This is a genomic window from Streptomyces sp. NPDC021749 (assembly GCF_040640655.1).
GTDB lineage: Bacteria > Actinomycetota > Actinomycetes > Streptomycetales > Streptomycetaceae > Streptomyces.
Map to the genome: position 1 here is coordinate 1 of NZ_JBFACE010000077.1, position 17,706 is coordinate 17,706.

13 protein-coding genes are annotated in these 17,706 nt (G+C 73.6%); 4 read left to right on the forward strand and 9 right to left on the reverse strand.

Annotated features, from left to right (window positions below):
* Nucleotides 1–323: 323 nt before the first annotated feature.
* From AB0G35_RS36325 to AB0G35_RS36335, 3 genes are all read right to left on the reverse strand, one after another.
* Nucleotides 324–2,171: an ABC transporter ATP-binding protein gene (locus AB0G35_RS36325; protein ID WP_360958782.1), complete on the reverse strand. Its 1,848-nt coding sequence runs from the start codon at nt 2,169–2,171 to the stop codon at nt 324–326.
* Nucleotides 2,172–2,602: 431 nt separating this feature from the next.
* Entirely contained in the window at nt 2,603–2,737 is a 135-nt protein-coding gene (locus AB0G35_RS36330) for a hypothetical protein (protein ID WP_360958784.1), read from the reverse strand.
* A 193-nt stretch (nt 2,738–2,930) separates the two neighbouring features.
* Nucleotides 2,931–4,457, reverse strand: coding sequence for an MFS transporter (locus tag AB0G35_RS36335; protein WP_360958787.1), 1,527 nt, complete (start codon nt 4,455–4,457; stop codon nt 2,931–2,933).
* Nucleotides 4,458–4,613: 156 nt separating this feature from the next.
* Here AB0G35_RS36335 and AB0G35_RS36340 point away from each other — a divergent pair, with 156 nt between their 5' ends.
* On the forward strand, nt 4,614–5,609 hold the full coding sequence (locus AB0G35_RS36340) for an Lrp/AsnC family transcriptional regulator (protein ID WP_360958790.1): 996 nt from the start codon (nt 4,614–4,616) through the stop codon (nt 5,607–5,609).
* Between the two features lie 70 nt (nt 5,610–5,679).
* On the opposite strand, the gene AB0G35_RS36345 is transcribed toward AB0G35_RS36340, so the two are convergent.
* The 6 genes from AB0G35_RS36345 to AB0G35_RS36370 all read right to left on the reverse strand — a co-directional run bounded on the left by AB0G35_RS36345 (nt 5,680) and on the right by AB0G35_RS36370 (nt 13,938).
* Entirely contained in the window at nt 5,680–6,456 is a 777-nt protein-coding gene (locus AB0G35_RS36345; RefSeq protein WP_360958793.1) for a DNA-formamidopyrimidine glycosylase family protein, read from the reverse strand.
* 31 nt (nt 6,457–6,487) lie between these two features.
* Nucleotides 6,488–7,207, reverse strand: a complete 720-nt coding sequence (locus tag AB0G35_RS36350) for a chitin-binding protein (protein WP_360958796.1) — start codon at nt 7,205–7,207, stop codon at nt 6,488–6,490.
* Between the two features lie 29 nt (nt 7,208–7,236).
* Nucleotides 7,237–9,429: a UvrD-helicase domain-containing protein gene (locus AB0G35_RS36355; protein ID WP_360958798.1), complete on the reverse strand. Its 2,193-nt coding sequence runs from the start codon at nt 9,427–9,429 to the stop codon at nt 7,237–7,239.
* Between the two features lie 145 nt (nt 9,430–9,574).
* Nucleotides 9,575–11,815, reverse strand: a complete 2,241-nt coding sequence (cyc2, locus tag AB0G35_RS36360; RefSeq protein ID WP_360958800.1) for a germacradienol/geosmin synthase Cyc2 — start codon at nt 11,813–11,815, stop codon at nt 9,575–9,577.
* 156 nt (nt 11,816–11,971) lie between these two features.
* Nucleotides 11,972–13,006, reverse strand: coding sequence for an alpha-L-glutamate ligase (locus AB0G35_RS36365; protein ID WP_360958803.1), 1,035 nt, complete (start codon nt 13,004–13,006; stop codon nt 11,972–11,974).
* Nucleotides 13,003–13,938, reverse strand: a complete 936-nt coding sequence (locus AB0G35_RS36370) for an ATP-grasp domain-containing protein (RefSeq protein ID WP_360958806.1) — start codon at nt 13,936–13,938, stop codon at nt 13,003–13,005. The genes AB0G35_RS36365 and AB0G35_RS36370 overlap by 4 nt, the downstream gene beginning before the upstream one ends.
* A 509-nt stretch (nt 13,939–14,447) precedes the next feature.
* On the opposite strand from AB0G35_RS36370, the gene AB0G35_RS36375 reads away from it, so the two are divergent.
* The 3 genes from AB0G35_RS36375 (at nt 14,448) to rocD (ending at nt 17,382) form a co-directional block, all read left to right on the forward strand.
* Nucleotides 14,448–14,936: an Lrp/AsnC family transcriptional regulator gene (locus tag AB0G35_RS36375; protein ID WP_360958808.1), complete on the forward strand. Its 489-nt coding sequence runs from the start codon at nt 14,448–14,450 to the stop codon at nt 14,934–14,936.
* Nucleotides 14,937–15,229: 293 nt separating this feature from the next.
* Nucleotides 15,230–16,129: a dimethylargininase gene (gene ddaH / locus AB0G35_RS36380; protein WP_360958813.1), complete on the forward strand. Its 900-nt coding sequence runs from the start codon at nt 15,230–15,232 to the stop codon at nt 16,127–16,129.
* Entirely contained in the window at nt 16,126–17,382 is a 1,257-nt protein-coding gene (gene rocD / locus AB0G35_RS36385; protein ID WP_360958811.1) for an ornithine--oxo-acid transaminase, read from the forward strand. The genes ddaH and rocD overlap by 4 nt, the downstream gene beginning before the upstream one ends.
* Nucleotides 17,383–17,706: the final 324 nt, after the last annotated feature.

The following is a 17,706-nucleotide window of genomic DNA, read 5'->3' on the forward strand; positions in this document are numbered from 1 at the left end:
ATCTCCAAGTACCAGGCACGAGGCCCCCGCATCGACCGCACCAGCTACAAAGCCACCACCAGCATCGACATCCTCGCGCCCCAAGCCCCTTGACACCCCCACCCGAGCCGTAACTTCACGGCCTTGCCCCTAGCCCCGCACCGGGCGCGATCCACGCCCCGCCCCGTGCCCCGCACCGGGCGCGATCCGCGCCACGCACCGGGCACAGATCCGTCGGCTCCCCTGGAGTAAGCCGTGCTGCATCCGCGTGCCCGTACCGCTGGGGCGGGCGGGGCTTTCCGACGCCGGCGCGCAGTCGACGTCCCCCGGCGTCCCGGCAGGCCTCAGCCGTGCCAGGACCACGGCTCCGGCTGGTGCTGCCCCGCCAGGCTGTGCGGCGGTGCCGGCCGGCCGTTGTGGCCCGGCGGGTGCGCGTGGAAGAGGGTGGAGTACAGGCCGTCGTGGGCCAGCAGTTCGGAGTGGGTACCGGATTCGACGAGGCGGCCGCGGTCGAGGACGAGGATGCGGTCGGCGTCGGCGGCGAGGTCCAGGTCGTGCGAGATCACCAGGGTGGTGCGGCCCTCGGCGAGGCGGCGCAGGGGGGCGAGGATGCGCTGGGTGGCCAGGATGTCCAGGCCCGTCGTGGGCTCGTCGAGGACGAGGACGGGGGCGTCGCGCAGCATGGCGCGGGCGATGGCGATGCGCTGCAGCTGGCCGCCCGAGAGGCGGGCGGTGCCCGGGGCGATGACCGTGCGGTAGCCCTCCGGGAGGGCGGCGATGAAGGTGTCGGCGTCCGCGGCGCGGGCGGCGCGGACCACGTCCTGGTGGGTCGCGTGCGGGCGGCCGCAGCCGATGTTCTCCTCGATGGTGTCGTGCAGGACGAGGGTGTCCTGGGGGAGGAGGGTGATGTTGCGGCGCAGCTGGACGAGCGGCATCCGGTGGACGGGGATGTCGTCGAGGCGGACGGTGCCGGAGTCCGGGTCGTAGAACCGCAGCAGCAGCGCGGCCAGCGTGGACTTCCCGGCGCCGCTGGGGCCGGTGAGGACCAGCAGTTCGCCGGGGACCGCGGTGAAGGAGAGGTCGTGCAGGACCTCGTCGGGGCTGTCCGGGTAGTGGAAGCTGACGTTGCGGACCTCGATCTCGCCGAGGGCGCGGGTGAAGCGCGGCGGGGCGACGAGGGACGGCGGCGGGTCGGTGACGGCGGGGCGGGCGTCGAGGATCTCCAGCAGGCGCTCGGAGCCGGCGGTGGCCTCGGTGGCGGTGAGGCCCAGCTGCCCCAGGGAGCGGATCGGCGGATAGAGGTAGCCGATGAAGGCGGCGAAGGCGAGCAGCTGGCCCAGGGTCATCCGGTCGGCGGAGATCTCCCACGCACCGAGACCGATGATCGCCAGCACGCAGAGCGTTTCGAGCAGCTCGACGACCTGCTCGTACAGTTCGTTGAGGCGGGCGCTGGCCACCGAGGCGCGGAACCAGGCACCGGCCTGCCGCGCCAGCCGCTGCTCCTCCTCGTGCCGCCGGTTGTAGGCCTGGGTGAGCACGACGTTGACCAGGCCCTCCTCGACGACCGAGGTGATCGCGCCGTCCGCCGCGCGCTCCCGGCGCGACACCTCCTTGACCCGGCCGGTGAAGCGGCGGGTGGCGCTCCAGAACACCGGTGCCAGGACGAACGTGGCCAGCGCGAGGTCCCAGCGCAGCCAGAGGGCCGCACCGGCGTAGAAGACGACGCCGAAGAGGGCGGCGGCCGCCTGGACGAGACCGGAGACCACCATCTGCTCGATGGCGTCGACGTCACCGGTCAGCCGCTCGACCAGGTCACCGCGCCGGTTGCGCTGGAAGAAGTGCGGCGGCAGCGTCTGGAGGTGGGCGAAGACCCGGGCGCGCAGCCGCATCACGAAGCGTTCGGCGGTCCAGGCGGCGAGCGAGCCGCCGAGGTAGCCCACCACCGCGCCGATGACGGCCACCGTCAGCCACAGTCCGGCCGGCTGCCAGAAGGCGCTGACCGAGCCCTTCTGCAGGGCGTTGTCGGTGAGTTGGGCGAAGAGGAGGATGGCCGCGGTCTCGGCGAGCGCGGCGCCGACGGCGCACAGGCAGACCAGGAGCAGCCAGCGACGGTCGCCCTTGGTGAGCGGCCAGAACCGGCGGAGGGATTCCTTCAGCCCGACCCGCCGGGTCCGGATGGTGGAGTCGGTCATCGGCCCCCACAGTCCGCGACCGAATCCGACGGTCGCGGGCTCCTGCTCCGGGGCTTCCCGCTCCGGGACTTGCCGCTGCGGGACCTCCTGAACGGCTTCCGGGAGGCCCTCAACGGAGGCGTCGCCCCAAGCCCGTTGGGGCGGTGGCGGCGCCGACGGCGGGGGCCGTGTCGATGCCGTGGGCCGGGTCGACGCTGTCGGCGGTGCGAAGGCTTCGGCCGGCGCCGGGGCCGGCGTCTTCTCGGTGCGCGTCTTCTCGGTGCGCGCCGACCGCCGTCGCGAGCTGCGCAGATGCATGATGGCTACGCCATATCAGTCAGCTGGTCGGACCGGGCGGAAGGCCGCTGAGGGGCCCTCACGCACACCCGCTCGCAAACGCACGAGGCGGACCCGCGCGCCACGCGAGCCTGCCTCGAACTCAGAGCTTTGGGTCAGTAGTCGTAGTCGAAGTAACGGCGCCTGTTGTGCCGACGACCGTGCCTGCGGCGACGCCGCCTGTAGCGGTCCCGGTCGTGGTCCCAGTCGTCGCGCCTGTGCCTACGCGGGAAGACCTTCCGGAAGCTCATGCTGCCTCCTTGATTGTTTCCTTCCGACGCCCCGTTACCGATGGCGTCAACTCCCAAGCTACGTCGCCGACCTACTGACAACAAGGAAAATACGTGAAATTTCAGACGAAAGCTGAAATTCTTAATTTTCCTGCACAGGGTGGACAATTCATCACTCTCTGCAGACGTGTCACACGGGCCCCGGACCGTCCGTTCACCGATCACCCGCCGTAGCCGCTACGGGACTTGGCCGCATACGGGCCGCGGCGACGAAGGCACAGGCGAGCAGGGCGACCGCGGCCCGGAACGCGTCGCCCACGCCGTGCAGCGCCAAGACCGCGCCGGGAGCGCCGGCCGACGTTGCCCCGTGGCCCGCGGGGGCGTGGAACGCGTGGAAGAAGACCGCGCCGAGCACGGCGGTGCCCAGCGTGCCGCCGAGCTGCTGGGCGGCGTTGAGCAGCCCGGCCGCCGAGCCCGTCTCGTGCGGCCGGACCCGGCCCAGCGCGGTGGTGAAGAACGGGACGGCGAACAGGCCCTGTCCCAGCCCGCACACCGCCAGCGCCACCGGCAGCGGCCACGGGTACGCGGCCGCGGGGGCGGTGGCGTAGACGGCGACGGCGCCCAGCGAGCCGACGAGCAGGGCGGCGAGTCCGGCGAACATCACCCGGGAGCCGTAGCGGGGCACCAGACGGGCGCCGGCGCACCAGGACGCCACCGCCATCGCCGCCGACCAGGGCAGCAGGGTGAGCCCGGACGACCGGGCGTCGGCGTGCAGGCCGAGCTGGAGCTGCAGCACGACGACCATCATCAGACCGTTGACCACCGCGAAGAACAGCAGCGATGCGGCCAGCGCGGCGGGGAAGCCGCGGTCCCGGAACAGCCCCGCCTCGACCAGCGCGCTACGCCCCTGCCGCGCGCGGCGGCGCTGCTGCAGCCCGAAGACGGCCAGCACGGCGAGCCCGGTGGCCAGGACCGCCCAGGGCCGGGCCGCGAACCGGGGCAGCCCGCCGTCGAGGAGCGGCTGGACGAGCAGTCCGGTGCCGACGACGGCCAGCACCGTGCCGGTGAGGTCGAGCCGCGGCCGCCGCTCCGAGCGGTCCTCGGGCAGCAGCGGGGTCGCGGCGAGCACCGCGAGGCCGAGCGGGAGGTTGACCAGGAAGACCGCCCGCCAGGACGAACCGAGCAGGTCGGCGTGGGTGAGCAGGCCGCCGAGCACCGGCCCGCAGACCGCCGCCAGGCCCATCACCGGACCAATGCTGCCCATCGCCCGGGCCAGCGCATCGCCGCGGAACATGGCCCGGATCAGCCCGATGGTCTGCGGGATGACCAGGGCGGCCGCGGCGCCCTGGACGGCCCGCGCGCCGATCAGCATCGCCGGGGAGACGGCCAGCGCGCACAGCGTCGAGGCCAGGACGAAGCCGGCGACCCCGAGGCGGAGCAGCCGTCGGCGGCCTGCGATGTCACCGAGCCGGCCGCCGGTGATCAGCAGCACCGCGAACGGCAGCGTGTACGCGGCGCTGTACCAGGGGATGCCGGACGCCGGCCCGCCGAGGCCGGCGTGGATCACCGGTGCGGCGACCGTCATGATCGTGGAGTCGAGCAGGTTCATCGCCTCGGCGAGCAGCAGCGCTGCCAGCGCGGCCCACCGCCGGGGGTACGGCGCGGCCGGCGGACCGGCCGGGCCGCCGGCCGGCAGTGGGCGGGTCGGCGCGGAGCGCTTCGAGGCGGGGTCGTTCGGCATGGGTCGTCCCTTCGGCCGTCACGGATTCACGGGGCCGAGCCTGCGGGCGCGTACGCTGGATGTTCCAGCCAGAAGGACGAGGCCGAGCTTTCTTTCCACGCACGGGCATCTCAGCGAGGAATTCATCCACCCGCTCAGCTCTCAGGAGGCCGGGGCATGCCGCTCGACGACATCGACCGCGGGCTGATCCATGCGCTGCATCTCGACGGCCGGGCGCCGTTCAGCCGGATCGCCGAGGTGCTCGGCGTCTCGACACAGACCGTGGCCCGCCGCTACCGGCGGCTGGCCGCCGAGGCCGGCCTGCGGGTCGTCGGACTCGCCGATCCGCACCGCTCGGGCCGGGCGCAGTGGCTGGTCCGGCTCACCGCGACCCCGCACAGCGCCCAGGACCTCGCCCATGCGCTGGCCCGGCGGCCGGACACCTCGTGGGTGAAGCTCGCCTCCGGCGGAACGGAGATCATCGCCGTGGTGCACACCCCGGCCGGCGGCGCGGACGGCCGGTCCCTGCTGCTGCACGACATTCCGCGCACCGCCGGCATCACCGCGGTCTCCGCGCACTACCTGCTGCACACCTACCTCGGCGGCCCCACCGCCTGGCGCGGCCGGGCGAACGTCCTCGACGCCGGGCAGCGCCGCCGACTCGCGCCCCCGGAACGGGAGGACGCCGCGCCGGCCCCCGCTCCGGGCGCCACGCCGACCGACGACGACCAGGCGCTGCTGTCCGCGCTCCAGCGGAACGGCCGGGCCGGCCAGGCCGAACTGGCCGCGGCCACCGGCTGGTCACCGGCCACCGTCGCCCGCCGGCTGACCGCCCTGCGGGCCGGCGGTGCGCTGTTCTTCGACGTCGAATGCGATGACGCGCTGTTCGGCGCCACCACGCAGGCGCTGCTGTGGATGACGGTGGCCCCCGCCCGCCTGGAGCAGGTCGCCACCGCCCTGGCCCGGCACGACGAACTCGCCTTCGTCGCCGCCACCACCGGACGCACGAACGTGGTCGCACACGCCCTCTGCCCCGACCCGGCGGCCCTGCACCACTACCTCACCCACCGCCTCGGCGGCCAACGCGCGATCCACGCCCTGGAAACCGCTCCGGTACTGCGCACCGTCAAGGCGGCCGGACCGCTCATCTCGCCACCGAGGCGCACGAGTTGACGCACCGGCCATGAGCCCGCATGCGCGGTCGAAGAGCCGGCCGGCAACGGCACCGGCCCCGTACGTCGGGCTACGGCTGGCAGCGGGGGCACCACACCGTGCCCCGGCCGGCGACCCGTGCCCGGCGCAGTGCCGTGCCGCAGCGCGGGCAGGACGGGCCAGGGTCGTCGCGGCGTCCGGTGAGCCAGGAGTCGCGCGGCGGGACGCAGCCCGCCCGGACCGCCGCGCGCAGGGTGCGGCGCATCGCGGCGTGCAGCCGGTCGCAGTCGTCGGCGGAGAGGTCACCGGCCCGGCGGCCGGGCGGCAGGCCGGTGCGCCAGAGGATCTCGTCGACGAGCAGATTGCCGAGCCCGGCGAGGACCGACTGGTCCGTGAGGACGGCCTTGAGGCTGCCGCGCCGCCCGGCGAGCGCGGCCCGGAGGTCCGCCCGGCCGACCTTCCCCGCGTCCGGCCCCTGGCGGCTCAGGATCCGCTCCGTACCGGCCGGGTCCATCAGCCACAGGCCCTGGAGTTTGCGCTGGTCGCGGTAGCGCAGCTGGCGCTCCCGGCCGAGCGTGAACACCACCCGGTCGTGGGGGTGGACCGGATCGTCCGGCGCGCAGCAGACCAGCCGTCCGGTCATCCCGAAGTGCAGCATCAGGGTGGGGCCGCCGGTGTGCGCGAGCAGCCATTTCCCGTGCCGCTCCGGCTCGGTGAACCGCCGGCCCTCCAGCTCGCCCCGCAGTCGCCGCCGGCTCACCCCGTGCAGCACACCCTCGTCGTACACCTCGATCCGCCGGATCACCCGCCCCTGCGCGCAGGCGACGAGCGTCCGGCGGAATCCCTCGACGTCCGGCAACTCGGGCATCCGGCCCCGTCCGTCAGGTCGTCCGCACGCTCTACGAACGGCGTGCGGCGTGCGGTGAGGAGTGCCGTGACGGGTGCGCCGCCGCTGAGGAGTGCGCTGACGGATGCCGTGGCGCGTGCGGTGACGTGGGCCGGGACAAGTGCGGTGACGCCGGTGATGCCGAGGGCCGGGACGAGGGCTTGGCCGCCGGCCGGCGCGCGGCGGCCGGCGGGTCCTGGTCACCCGGCGGGTTCTCGGCGGCCGGCGGGTCCTGGTCACCCGGCGGGTTCTCGGCGGCCGGCGGGTCCTGGTCACCCGGCGGGTCCGCGGGCGGGTCCTCGTCCGAACCGGGCGGGTCCGACTCCGGTGGATCCGTCGCCGGCGGGTCCTCATCGTCACCCGGCTGGTCGGTGGCGGTCGGCTCATCGTCCCCGGGGTCGTCCGACGGGACCAGCTGCAGGCTGCCGTAGCGGGCGAACACGGCGTCGGTGCCGGCCCGGACGGTGGCCATCGGGTTGCCGGTGCAGTCGCGCGAGGACCACAGGACGAGGTCGAGCGGGGTGTCGTTCACCACCTCGCCGCCCCCGGGCCCGAGGCCGTAGCAGTGGTCGTCGCCGGGGTCGACGATCTGGTACTGCCGGTTGCCCGGCCGCATGTGGAAGATGATGGTGCCGGTGGTGGCCCGCGCCGTGGGCGGAACGGACACGGCGAGCGCCGCGCTGAGCGCTCCGGTGAGGGCCACGGCGCCGAGAAGAGCGGTCTTGCGTCGCATGGGCCCAAGGTTCCCGAGGGCGTTTCGTCCTATTCCTCCCGTCCCGCAGATTCACCCTCCGCGCCGCTCGGCCGGACGCTGCCCAGCCACAGCACGTCCCGCGCCCGGGTCATCGCCACGAACAGCTGGCTCCGCCTCAGCTCGCCCTGCTCACGTGCGGTCCCGGCCTCGTTTGGCCCTCCCGCCGCCTCCGTCAGGTTCGCCTCGTAACGGGGCAGGTAGACCCGCTTGAACTCCAGCCCCTTGGCCCGCCGGTAGCTGCCCAGTTTCACCGCCGCGACCGGCCGTCCGTCGTACTGCTCCAGCAGGCACACCCGTACGCCCGCCCGGGTCAACAGCCGCCGGTAGCGTTCGAGGGCGCGGGTGGTGGGGCACAGCACCGCGGAGTCCGCGAGTTCCTGCGGGGACAGGCCGCGCAGCACGGCCACCAGCGCCGCGTCGTGCGCCGCGGGCGTGGGCAGCACCGCCCGGACCACCTCGCCGTGGTGGTACGTCAGGTCGACGTCCCGCCGGCCCGGGGTCCGCGAGCCGTCGATGTCCTCGAAGGAGTCCTCGGCGACGACGGACAGCGCGGTGTCCACGATCTCCTTGCTGTTGCGGTAGTTGGCGCGCAGCACCTGCCCGCGGTCGCCGCGGATGTCGATACCGGCGTCCGCGAGCCGGAACCCGCCGGGGTAGACGGCCTGCTGGCCGTCGCCCACCAGCAGCAAGCCGTTGGGGCCGTCCCCCACCAGGGAGTGCAGCAGCCGCACCCCGACCAGGGTGAGGTCCTGGACCTCGTCCACGACGACGGCCGTGTACGGGGAGTGCCCCGAGCGGCCGGCCGTCTCGGCGAGCGCGAGGGAGAGGATGTCGTTGAAGTCGTGCACCGCGCGTTCGGAGCGCTGCGCCTCGTACGCCTCGTAGAGGGCCCAGACGGCCTGCCGGTGCGGACGGCGCAGGCTGGTGCGGCGGCGCCGGCGCGGCAGCACGGCGTACTCGTCGAAGGAGGTGATCCCGCGGCCCTTGATGACGTGGTCGATCTCCTCCTTCCAGTAACGGGGCAGCGGATCGATCTCGGCCAGGCAGCTGTCCCGGCCGATGTGCTTCCAGGCGAGACTGAAGGCCGTCTCCGCCTTCTCCCCGTGCAGGCGCACCGGCACGCCGCGGGACTGGAGGTACTCCTGCGCCCAGGAGTGCAGACTGCGGAAGTCCACCCGGCCGGCCACCGCGGGGGCCATGGTCGCCAGGAACGTCGCCTGCACCCGCGGCAGGTTGTTGGCGAAGGTGACGTACAGGACGCGGCCGCCCGTGCGCTGGGCGAGGTACGCGGCGCGGTGCAGCGCGACGACCGTCTTGCCGGTGCCGGCCGGGCCGCTGATCCGCGCCGGGCCGGCCCAGTTCCGGCGCACCAGCGCCAGCTGGTCGGGGTCGAGGAAGGTCATCCACTGCTCGATGGGGGCCCGCCGGGCCTCGTCCAGCGCGGCCCGGCGCAGCCCGTCGAGGTCGAACAGGCCGTCGTCCGCGGAGGACGGTGCGGCAGGTGCGGCAGGCGCGGCCGCCGTGACCGCGGGCCGGTGCTGCGCGGCGCGGCCGTTCGCCGTCCCGTCCGCCGTACCGTTCGCCGTACCGTTCGCCGCCGGGTCCTCGTACTCGGGGAAGACCCGGCCCAGGTGTTCGGCGAGCGCCCGTACCGAGCCCGCGGGCAGCCGGGTGCGCTCCGACAGCAGCGCCGGGCCGATCTCGTGCTCGCCCAGCAGCCGCAGCCGGCCCAGTTCGGTGTCGACGCGGTGGCCGGCGAAGGCCATCAGCGGGCGGACCGCCACCGGTGACATGCCCAGCGCCGCCACCGCGCCCTCGGCGGCCTTGGTCACCGCGAGGAGTTTGCGCCGGTGCTCGTCGCGGGAGAAACCGCCGGCCCGCAGCCGCCCGCCGGACGGTTCCGGTGCGGCCCGCCAGTTCTTGACATCGATGACGAAGACCCCGCCGGGCCCGATCAGCAGCATGTCCACGTTGGCCGCCCGGGTGCCGGGCCAGCGCCGGTCCACCAGCAGCCGCCAGCCCCGCTCGGTCAGCATCAGCAGCTGGGCGGCGATCCGCCGCTCCCCCTCGCTCGCCGCCTCCCAGCGCTCGGCCCGCTGACGGGCGGCCCGCCACTGCTCCCGTAACAGCCGTTCCTGGCGCCGGGCCTCCTGGGCCCGCCGTGCTGCCGATCCGCCCGCCGCCGACCCGCCTGCCGCCATCGCGCGCCCCCTCACCTCGCCCCGCGTCCCACGGCGTCATGAACCATAGGTCGGTGGCACATGACGCGGTAGTGCGCACGGCAGGGGCACGGGTGCATGGTGCGGGCCCGTGGTCCGCGGTCCCACGGGCCCGCCGCCGGCGCGGCTATCCGCCGCTCGGCACCGGCCGCCGGCCGATCCGGAACGCCGAGGTGCCCAGGCCGTCCGGGACGCCCGGCCAGCCGGGCGAGCCCGTCGGGTGGCGGAGTTCCGAGGCGAGGTAACGGCGGCAGTTGCGGTGCCAGTTGAGGATGCCGGCCATCCAGTTCTCCAGCTCGTGGACATAGCCGTCGAGCACCTCACGGGCCTCGGCGGACAGCTGGAAGTCGTCGTAGACGACGGGCAGTTCCTTGGCCGCGACGTGCTGGAACTCCTCGATGCGCGAGGTCATGAGGTCGTTGACGATGGCCAGCGCGCTCGGGTAGTCGCAGCCGAAGAACGTCTGGACGACCAGGACGCCGTTGTGCACCTCGCCCTCGTACTCGATCTCCTTCTGGTACGAGAAGACGTCGTTCATCAGGCAGGCGAAGTCGGCGGCGGAGTTCTCCAGCGCGCGCATCGTGCCGGTGCGGTAGACCTCCGGCGGCACCCGCCGGCCGTGCCCGATCCGGCACAGGGACATGGTGAGGTCGGACCCGAACGTCGCCCGCCGCATCTCGACGTAGTCGACCGGGTCGGGGATGCGGCTCTGGATCTGGTTGTCGATCTCCCACAGCCAACTGGCCGTCATGACGTCGACGGCCTGCCGGAAGTCGCGGCGCGCCTCCGGCGTCATCGACACCACCGTACGGGGCCACAGGTCCGCCAGTCCGCGTTCGAGGGCGTTGGCCGGTTCCGGGACGGGCGCGCTGTCGTCGAGCGGCATGAACGCCGACAGCCGCTGGGTGCAGACCCTGGCCGCGGTGATGTCCCGGGTCCGGCCGAAGACCTGCGGGTAGTAGTCGTCGGCGTAGGTGCCCCAGGCCAGCCACTGGGAGCCGAGGTCGAGTTCGTCCGGGGTGGCGTCCGGATGGATGCCGGCCGCGCACAGCGCCAGGTCGTGGCGCTGCATCGCGGGCTCGTCCCAGACGTCGGAGAGCGGCACCCCGGGCTGCGGCCGCAGCATGCCCATCCGGTGCGCCCACTCGATGACCCGGCGGCGGGCGCCGTCCAGGTGCGGGCTCAGGGTGAGCGGGAACGGCATGGTGATGTCGGGGATCCGGGACGGGCCGACCTTCTGGTGGGGTACGTGGGTGTGGCTGCGGAAGCGGTGCGCTCCGGCGGTGGCCAGCGCCGTTTTCAGGTCCGCCGCCGAGGTGCCGAGGCCGGCGGCGGCGAACGGCGACCAGGGCCGCGCGGAGTCGGCCGCCGCCGCTCCGCCGCCGTTCATGTAGCGGCTGGAGCGCAGGTGCCACTCGTGGCCGCCGGACTGCCAGTCCTGCAGTCCCTTGGCGTACGCCAGCACGTCCGCGCAGGACCCGGGGTCCAGGCCGGTCTCCAGGAACAGCGCCGGGAGTTCCGTGACCACGGTGTTCTCGAACTGCTGGAGCCGGGAGGTGATCAGGTCGTTGACCGCGTCGGCGGCCTCCTGGGTGGTGCAGTTCAAGAAAGTCTCCAGCACCAGGACGCCGTTGCTCAGCTCGCCCTCGTCCTCGGTCTCCCGCTGGTAGGAGAAGAGGTCGTTGCGCAGGTGGACGCCGTCGGAGAAGGTGTCGCGCAGCACCCGCAGCGGCCGGGAGGCGGCGACCGCGGCCGGGACCTCGGCGCCGGCCGCGAACTCGACCAGGCCCGCGGACCACGGCGCGCCGCCGACCTTGCGGCGCATCTCGATGTACTCGACGGGGTTGGGAACCCGGTTGATGTGGATGTTGGACAGTTCCCAGAGGGACTCGTTGAGCAGGTGCTCGGTGCTCTCGGCGAACCGCCGGCGCCAGTCCGCCGACATGTGCGGCACGGTGCGCGCCCACAGGTCGGCGAGGCCCGCCTCGACCGGGTTGGTCGGCTCCGGTACGGGCGTGACGTCGTCCATCGGCATGAAGGCGGGCAGCCGGTCGAGGTACTGCTTGCCGCCCTCCCGGTCCAGGGTGCGCTTGAACTTCTCCAGGAAGTGGTCGTCGAAGAAGAAGACCCAGACGTACCAGTCCGTCACCAGCGAGAGCGCGTCCGCGTCGCAGTCCGGGTGGGTGTACGCGCACAGCAGGGCGTAGTCGTGGGCGTCGAGGTCCCGCTGCTCCCAGATGCCCGAGCCCTCCAGCATCCCCATCTCACGGGCCCATCGGCGGGAGTGCGTGCGCGCCGCCTCCACGTGCGGGTTCAGCCGCGCCGGATAGGGCGTGTAGAAGTGGGGCAATTCAAATGGCTGTGTCACCGTTGCTGGCCTCTCCCCAGACGTGCGGAAGGACGGCGCGCCGGATCACGCCCCCCTGACGGGGCCAGCGCTACCCCAGGGCCCGGCGCCTTAGACGTTGCGGAGGAGGAGCTTCCGCGTCCGCCGTTTTCTGCTCGCTCGGCCACACCCCGGTGATCACTTCAGTCGCCTTTCCGACACCGCGCTTTCGTTTCCCGGGGCGGTGCGGGCATCACCGGCAGTGCGGGCGTCACGGGCGGTGCGGGCAGTGCGGGCGGTGCGCAGGGCGAGTTCTGCCAGTGCCTCCGGCGCACCCGCCTGGCCCCGTATGCCGGGGAAGGCGTTGACGTCGACGACCACGGGCCCGTCCGGACCCCGCAGCACGTCCACGCCGTAGACCTCCAGGCCGTAGGCCTCGCCGGTGCGCAGCGCGAGTTCCGCCCAGCCCGGGGGCAGTTCGCCGGGCGGCAGCGGCCGGGTCGGTCCGCGCCCGTCCGGTGCCAGTTCCGAGCGGCGCAGCCCGGCGAACAGCTTCCCGTCGACCACCCACAGCTTGTGGTCCCAGCCGCTGTTCGCGGTGAACTCCTGCACGACCACCGGCTCCTGGGGCCAGGCCGCCGCCAGCTCGCGCAGCTCCGCGGCGGTGTCGGCGCGGGCCACCAGGTCGCCGCGCCGGCTGTACCGGCTCTTGACGACCAGCGGCCCGGCCGGCTCCCCCGCCGCCGCCAGTTCCCCGATCGTGTCCACCGGCCGGGTCGCGGCGAACGGCAGCCCCGCCTTCCGCCCCAGCTCCGCCATCACCACCCGGTCCTGACAACGCGCCGTCGCCGCAACGGAGTTGAGCACCGGGACGCCGTACGACTCCAGGCGGGCGGCCAGCGCCAGCGCCCGCGGCGTCCGGGCCTTGAGGAGGTACACGTCGGCGAGCGCACCGCGGTCCGGGCCGGGTGCCCCACCGCCCGGCTCCGGGTGGTCGTCCCGGTGGCCGCCCGGATCGAGGTGGTCGACCCGGTGACCGTCCGGATCGAGGTGGTCGACCCGGTGGCCGCCCGGCTCCGGGTGGTCGTCCCGGTGGCCGCCCGGATCGAGGTGCTCGTCCCGGTGGCCGCCCGGATCGAGGTGATCGACCCGGTGGCCGTCCCCGGTCAGCAGGCCGGTGACCGCGGCCAGTACCGGATGCGCCGGGTCCGCCGCGATCAGGCCGATCCTCACCGGTCGCCGCCGATCGCCGCCAGCGGAACGGTCTCCGGCGCGGCGGCGGGTACCGCGGCGGCCGGCACCGCGGTGGCCGGGACCCGCTGCCCACCGGCCGCCCCGCCCGCCCCGCCCGTGCCGTCCCCGCCGGCGAGCCGCAGCACCGCCGCCGACACCCGGGCCACCGCGTCCGGTACCTGACGGAAGCTCGGGAAGTCGTTGATGTCGACGACCACCGGCCCGTCCGGACCCAGCAGCACGTCCACGCCGTAGAGGTCGAGCCCGAAGACCGCCCCCACCTCCGCCGCGATCCGGGCGACCTCGGCGGTGAGCGGCACCTGGCGCTCGGGGACGTCGTGGCCGGGGTGCAGCGGCGAGCACCGCTCGGTGGCGTACAGCTCACCGGCGACGCAGTAGACCTTCAGATCCGTACCGGAGTTGGGGACGTACGGCTGGGCGATCAGCAGCCCGCCGCCGTTCTCCGGCGCGCCCGGCCCGGTCAGCCGGCCGGGGCTCTCGACCAGCCGCACCGCGCGCCCCGAACTGCCGTCCGCGGGCTTCACCACGAGCGGGAACGCGCTGGTGGGCAGCTTGGCGAACTCCTCGGCCCGGGCCGCCGCGTACGTCACCGGGACCGGCAGCCCGTGAGTGCGGGCGATCACCGCGGCCAGTGCCTTGTCCCGGACGCCGCGGATCGCCCGGGCGTCGTTCACCGTGGTCAGCCCGACCGCGGCGGCGGCCTCCAGCAGGGTCAGGCCCGGCCCGCCCGAGACGGTCTTGAGGACCCAGGCGTCATGGCTGCCCGCGCGGACCGACTCGGATATCGGGATCAGCGAGCGGCCGGGCCAGAGGACGTCCACCTGGTGGCCCCAGGCGCGGAGTTGGCGGATCACGTCCCTGGGCATGCCGTCGCGGCGGTACTGCTCCTCCACCAGGAAGCAGAGTTTCATCTGGGCATCCTCGTCATCACCGGGCGTCCGTCCACCGTCCGCCCGGCAGAACCACGACGCACCAGGATCCCACGCGGGGCCCGACGGGGGCGGTGCGGGCACGTGCGCCGCTACGGATCCCCGCCCGCCCCACGTTTCGGCGAGGTCACGCCACCTCCCGCGCCCGCCCCGGCCACCCCGACCAGGCGCGCCGCCGGCTCCGCCGAGCGTTGCCCCCCACCGCCCCACCTGCCGGCATCCGCCGCGTACTGCCCCAGACCGTCTCCGACGGCACCGGCGCCCCGCCCACTCGACGAACGGGCGGGGGACGGCCACCCCCTCGCCCACCCCTCGCCCACCCCTCCCCGGCCATCGCCGTCCCCGAGAACGCCCCCGCCGCGACTCTCAGGAAGACCGCCGCCCCGTGCGGGCCGCTACCGTGAGGCGGTCACGTACCGGGCGGCGAGCACGCTTCCCGTGCGGTGATCACGCAGACTCGGAAGGACTCGGAACGACAGGGAGGTCCCGCCGTGACCCACAAGGCCGTGCCCTTCGACGACCTGGACCGGAAGATCATCGCGGCGCTGATCGACAACGGCCGGGCGAGCTTCGCCGAGATCGGGACGTCCATCGGACTGTCCGCCACCGCGGTCAAACGCCGGGTCGACCGGCTGCGCGAGCACAAGGTGATCACCGGTTTCTCCGCCACCGTCCGCCCCGCCGCCCTGGGCTGGCTCACCGAGGCGTACGTCGAGGTGTACTGCGACAGCGCGGCCCCGCCCCGCCGGCTGGCCGAGGTCGTCCGCAACCACCCGGAGATCGCGGCGGCGATGACCGTCACCGGCGGCGCCGACGCCCTGCTGCACGTACGGGCGACGGACGTCGAGCACTTCGAGGAGGTCCTGGAGCGGATCCGGACCGAACCGTTCATCCGGAAGACGATCAGTTACATGGTCCTCTCCCACCTCCTCCCGGACAGCCCGGAGGCCGGCGCCCAAGCAGCAAACGAGCGCGTCTGACCCGAACCACGCAGGATTCCTGCACGCATACGCAGCATTTGTTGCTTGTGGCCGGAATCCACCCTTCCTTACCTTGGAGAGGCCCGGGTGACGATCAGTGACCCTGTGTCACAGGCCATCGATCGCGGTCACCCCGCCTGCCTCACCGGAGAGGAAGGGATACTTCTGTGCCGACGAGTAGTGCGACGAGCACCCCGAGCAGCGCGGCCGGCGCCAGCAGCCTGACCAGCGCAAGCACCCCGAGCCACGCGCACGGCCCCAGCAGTACGGCCGGGCCGAGCAGTACGGACGGACTGAGCGGTACGGCCGGGCCGAGCAGCCCCAGCCGTACGAGCAGTCCCAGCCGTACGCCCAGTCCCGCCCCGGCAGCGGCCCGCGAGCCGCGCCCCCGCCGCTACCTGATGTGCGAGCCCCGCCACTTCGACGTGCGCTACGCCATCAACCCCTGGATGCACGAGGGCACACAGGTCGACACCGCGCTGGCCGCCCGCCAGTGGGAGGCACTGGTCGACGCCTACCGCACGCACGGCCACACCGTGGAGACCGTACCGCCCGCGCCCGGCCTGCCCGACATGGTGTTCGCGGCGAACTCCGCCCTCGTCGTGAACGGCCGGGTCTTCGGCTCGCAGTTCCACGCCCCGCAGCGCCGGCCGGAGTCCACCGAGTACGAGACCTGGTTCAAGGCCGCCGGCTACGACGTCTACCGCCCCGTGGCCCTGTGCGAGGGCGAGGGCGATCTCGTCCCGGCCGGCCGCTACATCCTCGCCGGCACCGGCTTCCGCACCGCCCGCGCGGCCCACGACGAGGTGCAGGAGTTCTTCGGCGTCCCGACCATCGGCCTGCAGCTGGTCGACCCGTACTTCTACCACCTCGACACCGCGCTCTTCGTCCTCTCCGAGGACCCCGGCACCGGCGACGCGGAGATCGCCTACTACCCGGGCGCGTTCTCGTCCGGCAGCCGCGAGGTGCTGCGCCGGCTCTTCCCCGGGGCCGTGCTCGCCACCCGGGACGACGCCATGGCGTTCGGCCTCAACTCCGTGTCCGACGGCCGGCACGTCTTCGTCGCACCGCCGGCCACCGCCCTGATCGACCAGCTCGCCGCCCGCGGCTACGTCCCCGTCCCCGTCGACCTCTCGGAGTTCCACAAGGCCGGCGGCGGCATCAAGTGCTGCACCCAGGAGATCCGCTCATGACCGCACCCGTCCGCACCGTCCCGACACCCACGGCCCCCGCCCGTGCGCCCCGTTCGTCGGCCGAGCTGATCCGGGCCGAGGGCCCGGTCCTGGCCCACAACTACCACCCGCTGCCCGTAGTGGTGGCGCGCGCCGAGGGCGTCTGGGTCGAGGACGTCGAGGGCCGCCGCTACCTCGACATGCTGGCCGGCTACTCCGCACTCAATTTCGGCCACCGGCACCCGGCCCTCATCGAGGCCGCACACCGCCAGCTCGACCAGCTCACCCTCACCTCCCGCGCCTTCCACAACGACCGGCTGGCCGGCTTCGCCGAGGCCCTCGCCGAACTGACCGGCCTGGACATGGTCCTGCCGATGAACACCGGCGCCGAGGCGGTGGAGAGCGGCATCAAGGTCGCCCGCAAATGGGCCTACGACGTCAAGGGCGTCCCCGCCGACCGCGCGACGATCGTGGTGGCCGACGGCAACTTCCACGGCCGGACGACCACCATCGTCGGCTTCTCCGACGACGCCACCGCCCGCACCGGCTTCGGCCCCTTCGCCCCGGGCTTCCGCACCGTCCCCTACAACGACCTCGCCGCCCTCGAAGCCGCCGTCGACGACACCACGGCCGCCGTCCTCATCGAGCCCATCCAGGGCGAGGCCGGCGTCATCATCCCCGACGAGGGCTATCTGACCGGCGTCCGCGAACTGACCCGGCGGGCCAACTGCCTCTTCATCGCCGACGAGATCCAGTCCGGCCTCGGCCGCACCGGCACCACCCTCGCCGTCGAGCACGAATCCGTCGTCCCCGACGTCCTTCTGCTCGGCAAGGCACTCGGCGGCGGTATCGTCCCGGTCTCCGCGGTCGTCGCCCGCCGCGAGGTCCTCGGCGTCCTCGGCCCCGGCCAGCACGGCTCGACCTTCGGCGGCAACCCGCTCGCGGCCGCGGTCGGTTCCGCCGTCATCGAGCTGCTCGCCACCGGCGAGTTCCAGCGCCGCGCCGCCGAACTCGGCGAACAGCTGCGCACCGGCCTGACCGCCCTCACCGGCAACGGCATCACCGGCTTCCGGGCCCGCGGCCTGTGGGCCGGCGTGGACATCGACCCGGCCCTCGGCACCGGCCGCGAGATCAGCGAACGCCTCCTCGCGGAAGGAATCCTGGTCAAGGACACCCACGGCTCCACCATCCGCCTGGCCCCGCCCCTGACCATCACACCAGAGGAACTGTCGTCGGCCTTGGCGGCACTGGAACGGGCGGTGAGGAAGGCTTAGGTGAGGAGGGCTTAGGGGAACCGGGCCGGTGAAGAACCCGGGGAACCGTTGCGGCGAAGAACCCGGGGGAGCCGTCGCGGTGAAGAACCCGGGGAGCCATTCCCATGACGGCCGGGGGCATCCGTGATGCGGGGCTCGGAGCGTCCGTGATGCGGGGCTCGCGGCATCCGTGATGCGGGGAGGTCGTTAGGGAAGGGGCTTGGGGGGCTCCAGGAAGCGTCTGGGGGCTCTAGTGCCGCATCAAGCAACGTTCGCCCTGCGATGAGGCGTCACTCTGTTGCTGTCCTGGGCGGTGCCGGACGGCCAGAATGATCGCGTGGCTGA

What these genes read in the sequence shown, in the direction of transcription:
- AB0G35_RS36325 (WP_360958782.1), bottom strand. Translation starts at nt 2,171, where the DNA reads ATGACCGACTCCACCATCCGGACCCGGCGGGTCGGGCTGAAGGAATCC.
- AB0G35_RS36330 (WP_360958784.1), bottom strand. Translation starts at nt 2,737, where the DNA reads ATGAGCTTCCGGAAGGTCTTCCCGCGTAGGCACAGGCGCGACGACTGG.
- AB0G35_RS36335 (WP_360958787.1), bottom strand. Translation starts at nt 4,457, where the DNA reads ATGCCGAACGACCCCGCCTCGAAGCGCTCCGCGCCGACCCGCCCACTG.
- AB0G35_RS36340 (WP_360958790.1), top strand. Translation starts at nt 4,614, where the DNA reads ATGCCGCTCGACGACATCGACCGCGGGCTGATCCATGCGCTGCATCTC.
- AB0G35_RS36345 (WP_360958793.1), bottom strand. Translation starts at nt 6,456, where the DNA reads ATGCCCGAGTTGCCGGACGTCGAGGGATTCCGCCGGACGCTCGTCGCC.
- AB0G35_RS36350 (WP_360958796.1), bottom strand. Translation starts at nt 7,207, where the DNA reads ATGCGACGCAAGACCGCTCTTCTCGGCGCCGTGGCCCTCACCGGAGCG.
- AB0G35_RS36355 (WP_360958798.1), bottom strand. Translation starts at nt 9,429, where the DNA reads ATGGCGGCAGGCGGGTCGGCGGCGGGCGGATCGGCAGCACGGCGGGCC.
- AB0G35_RS36370 (WP_360958806.1), bottom strand. Translation starts at nt 13,938, where the DNA reads ATGAAACTCTGCTTCCTGGTGGAGGAGCAGTACCGCCGCGACGGCATG.
- rocD (WP_360958811.1), top strand. Translation starts at nt 16,126, where the DNA reads ATGACCGCACCCGTCCGCACCGTCCCGACACCCACGGCCCCCGCCCGT.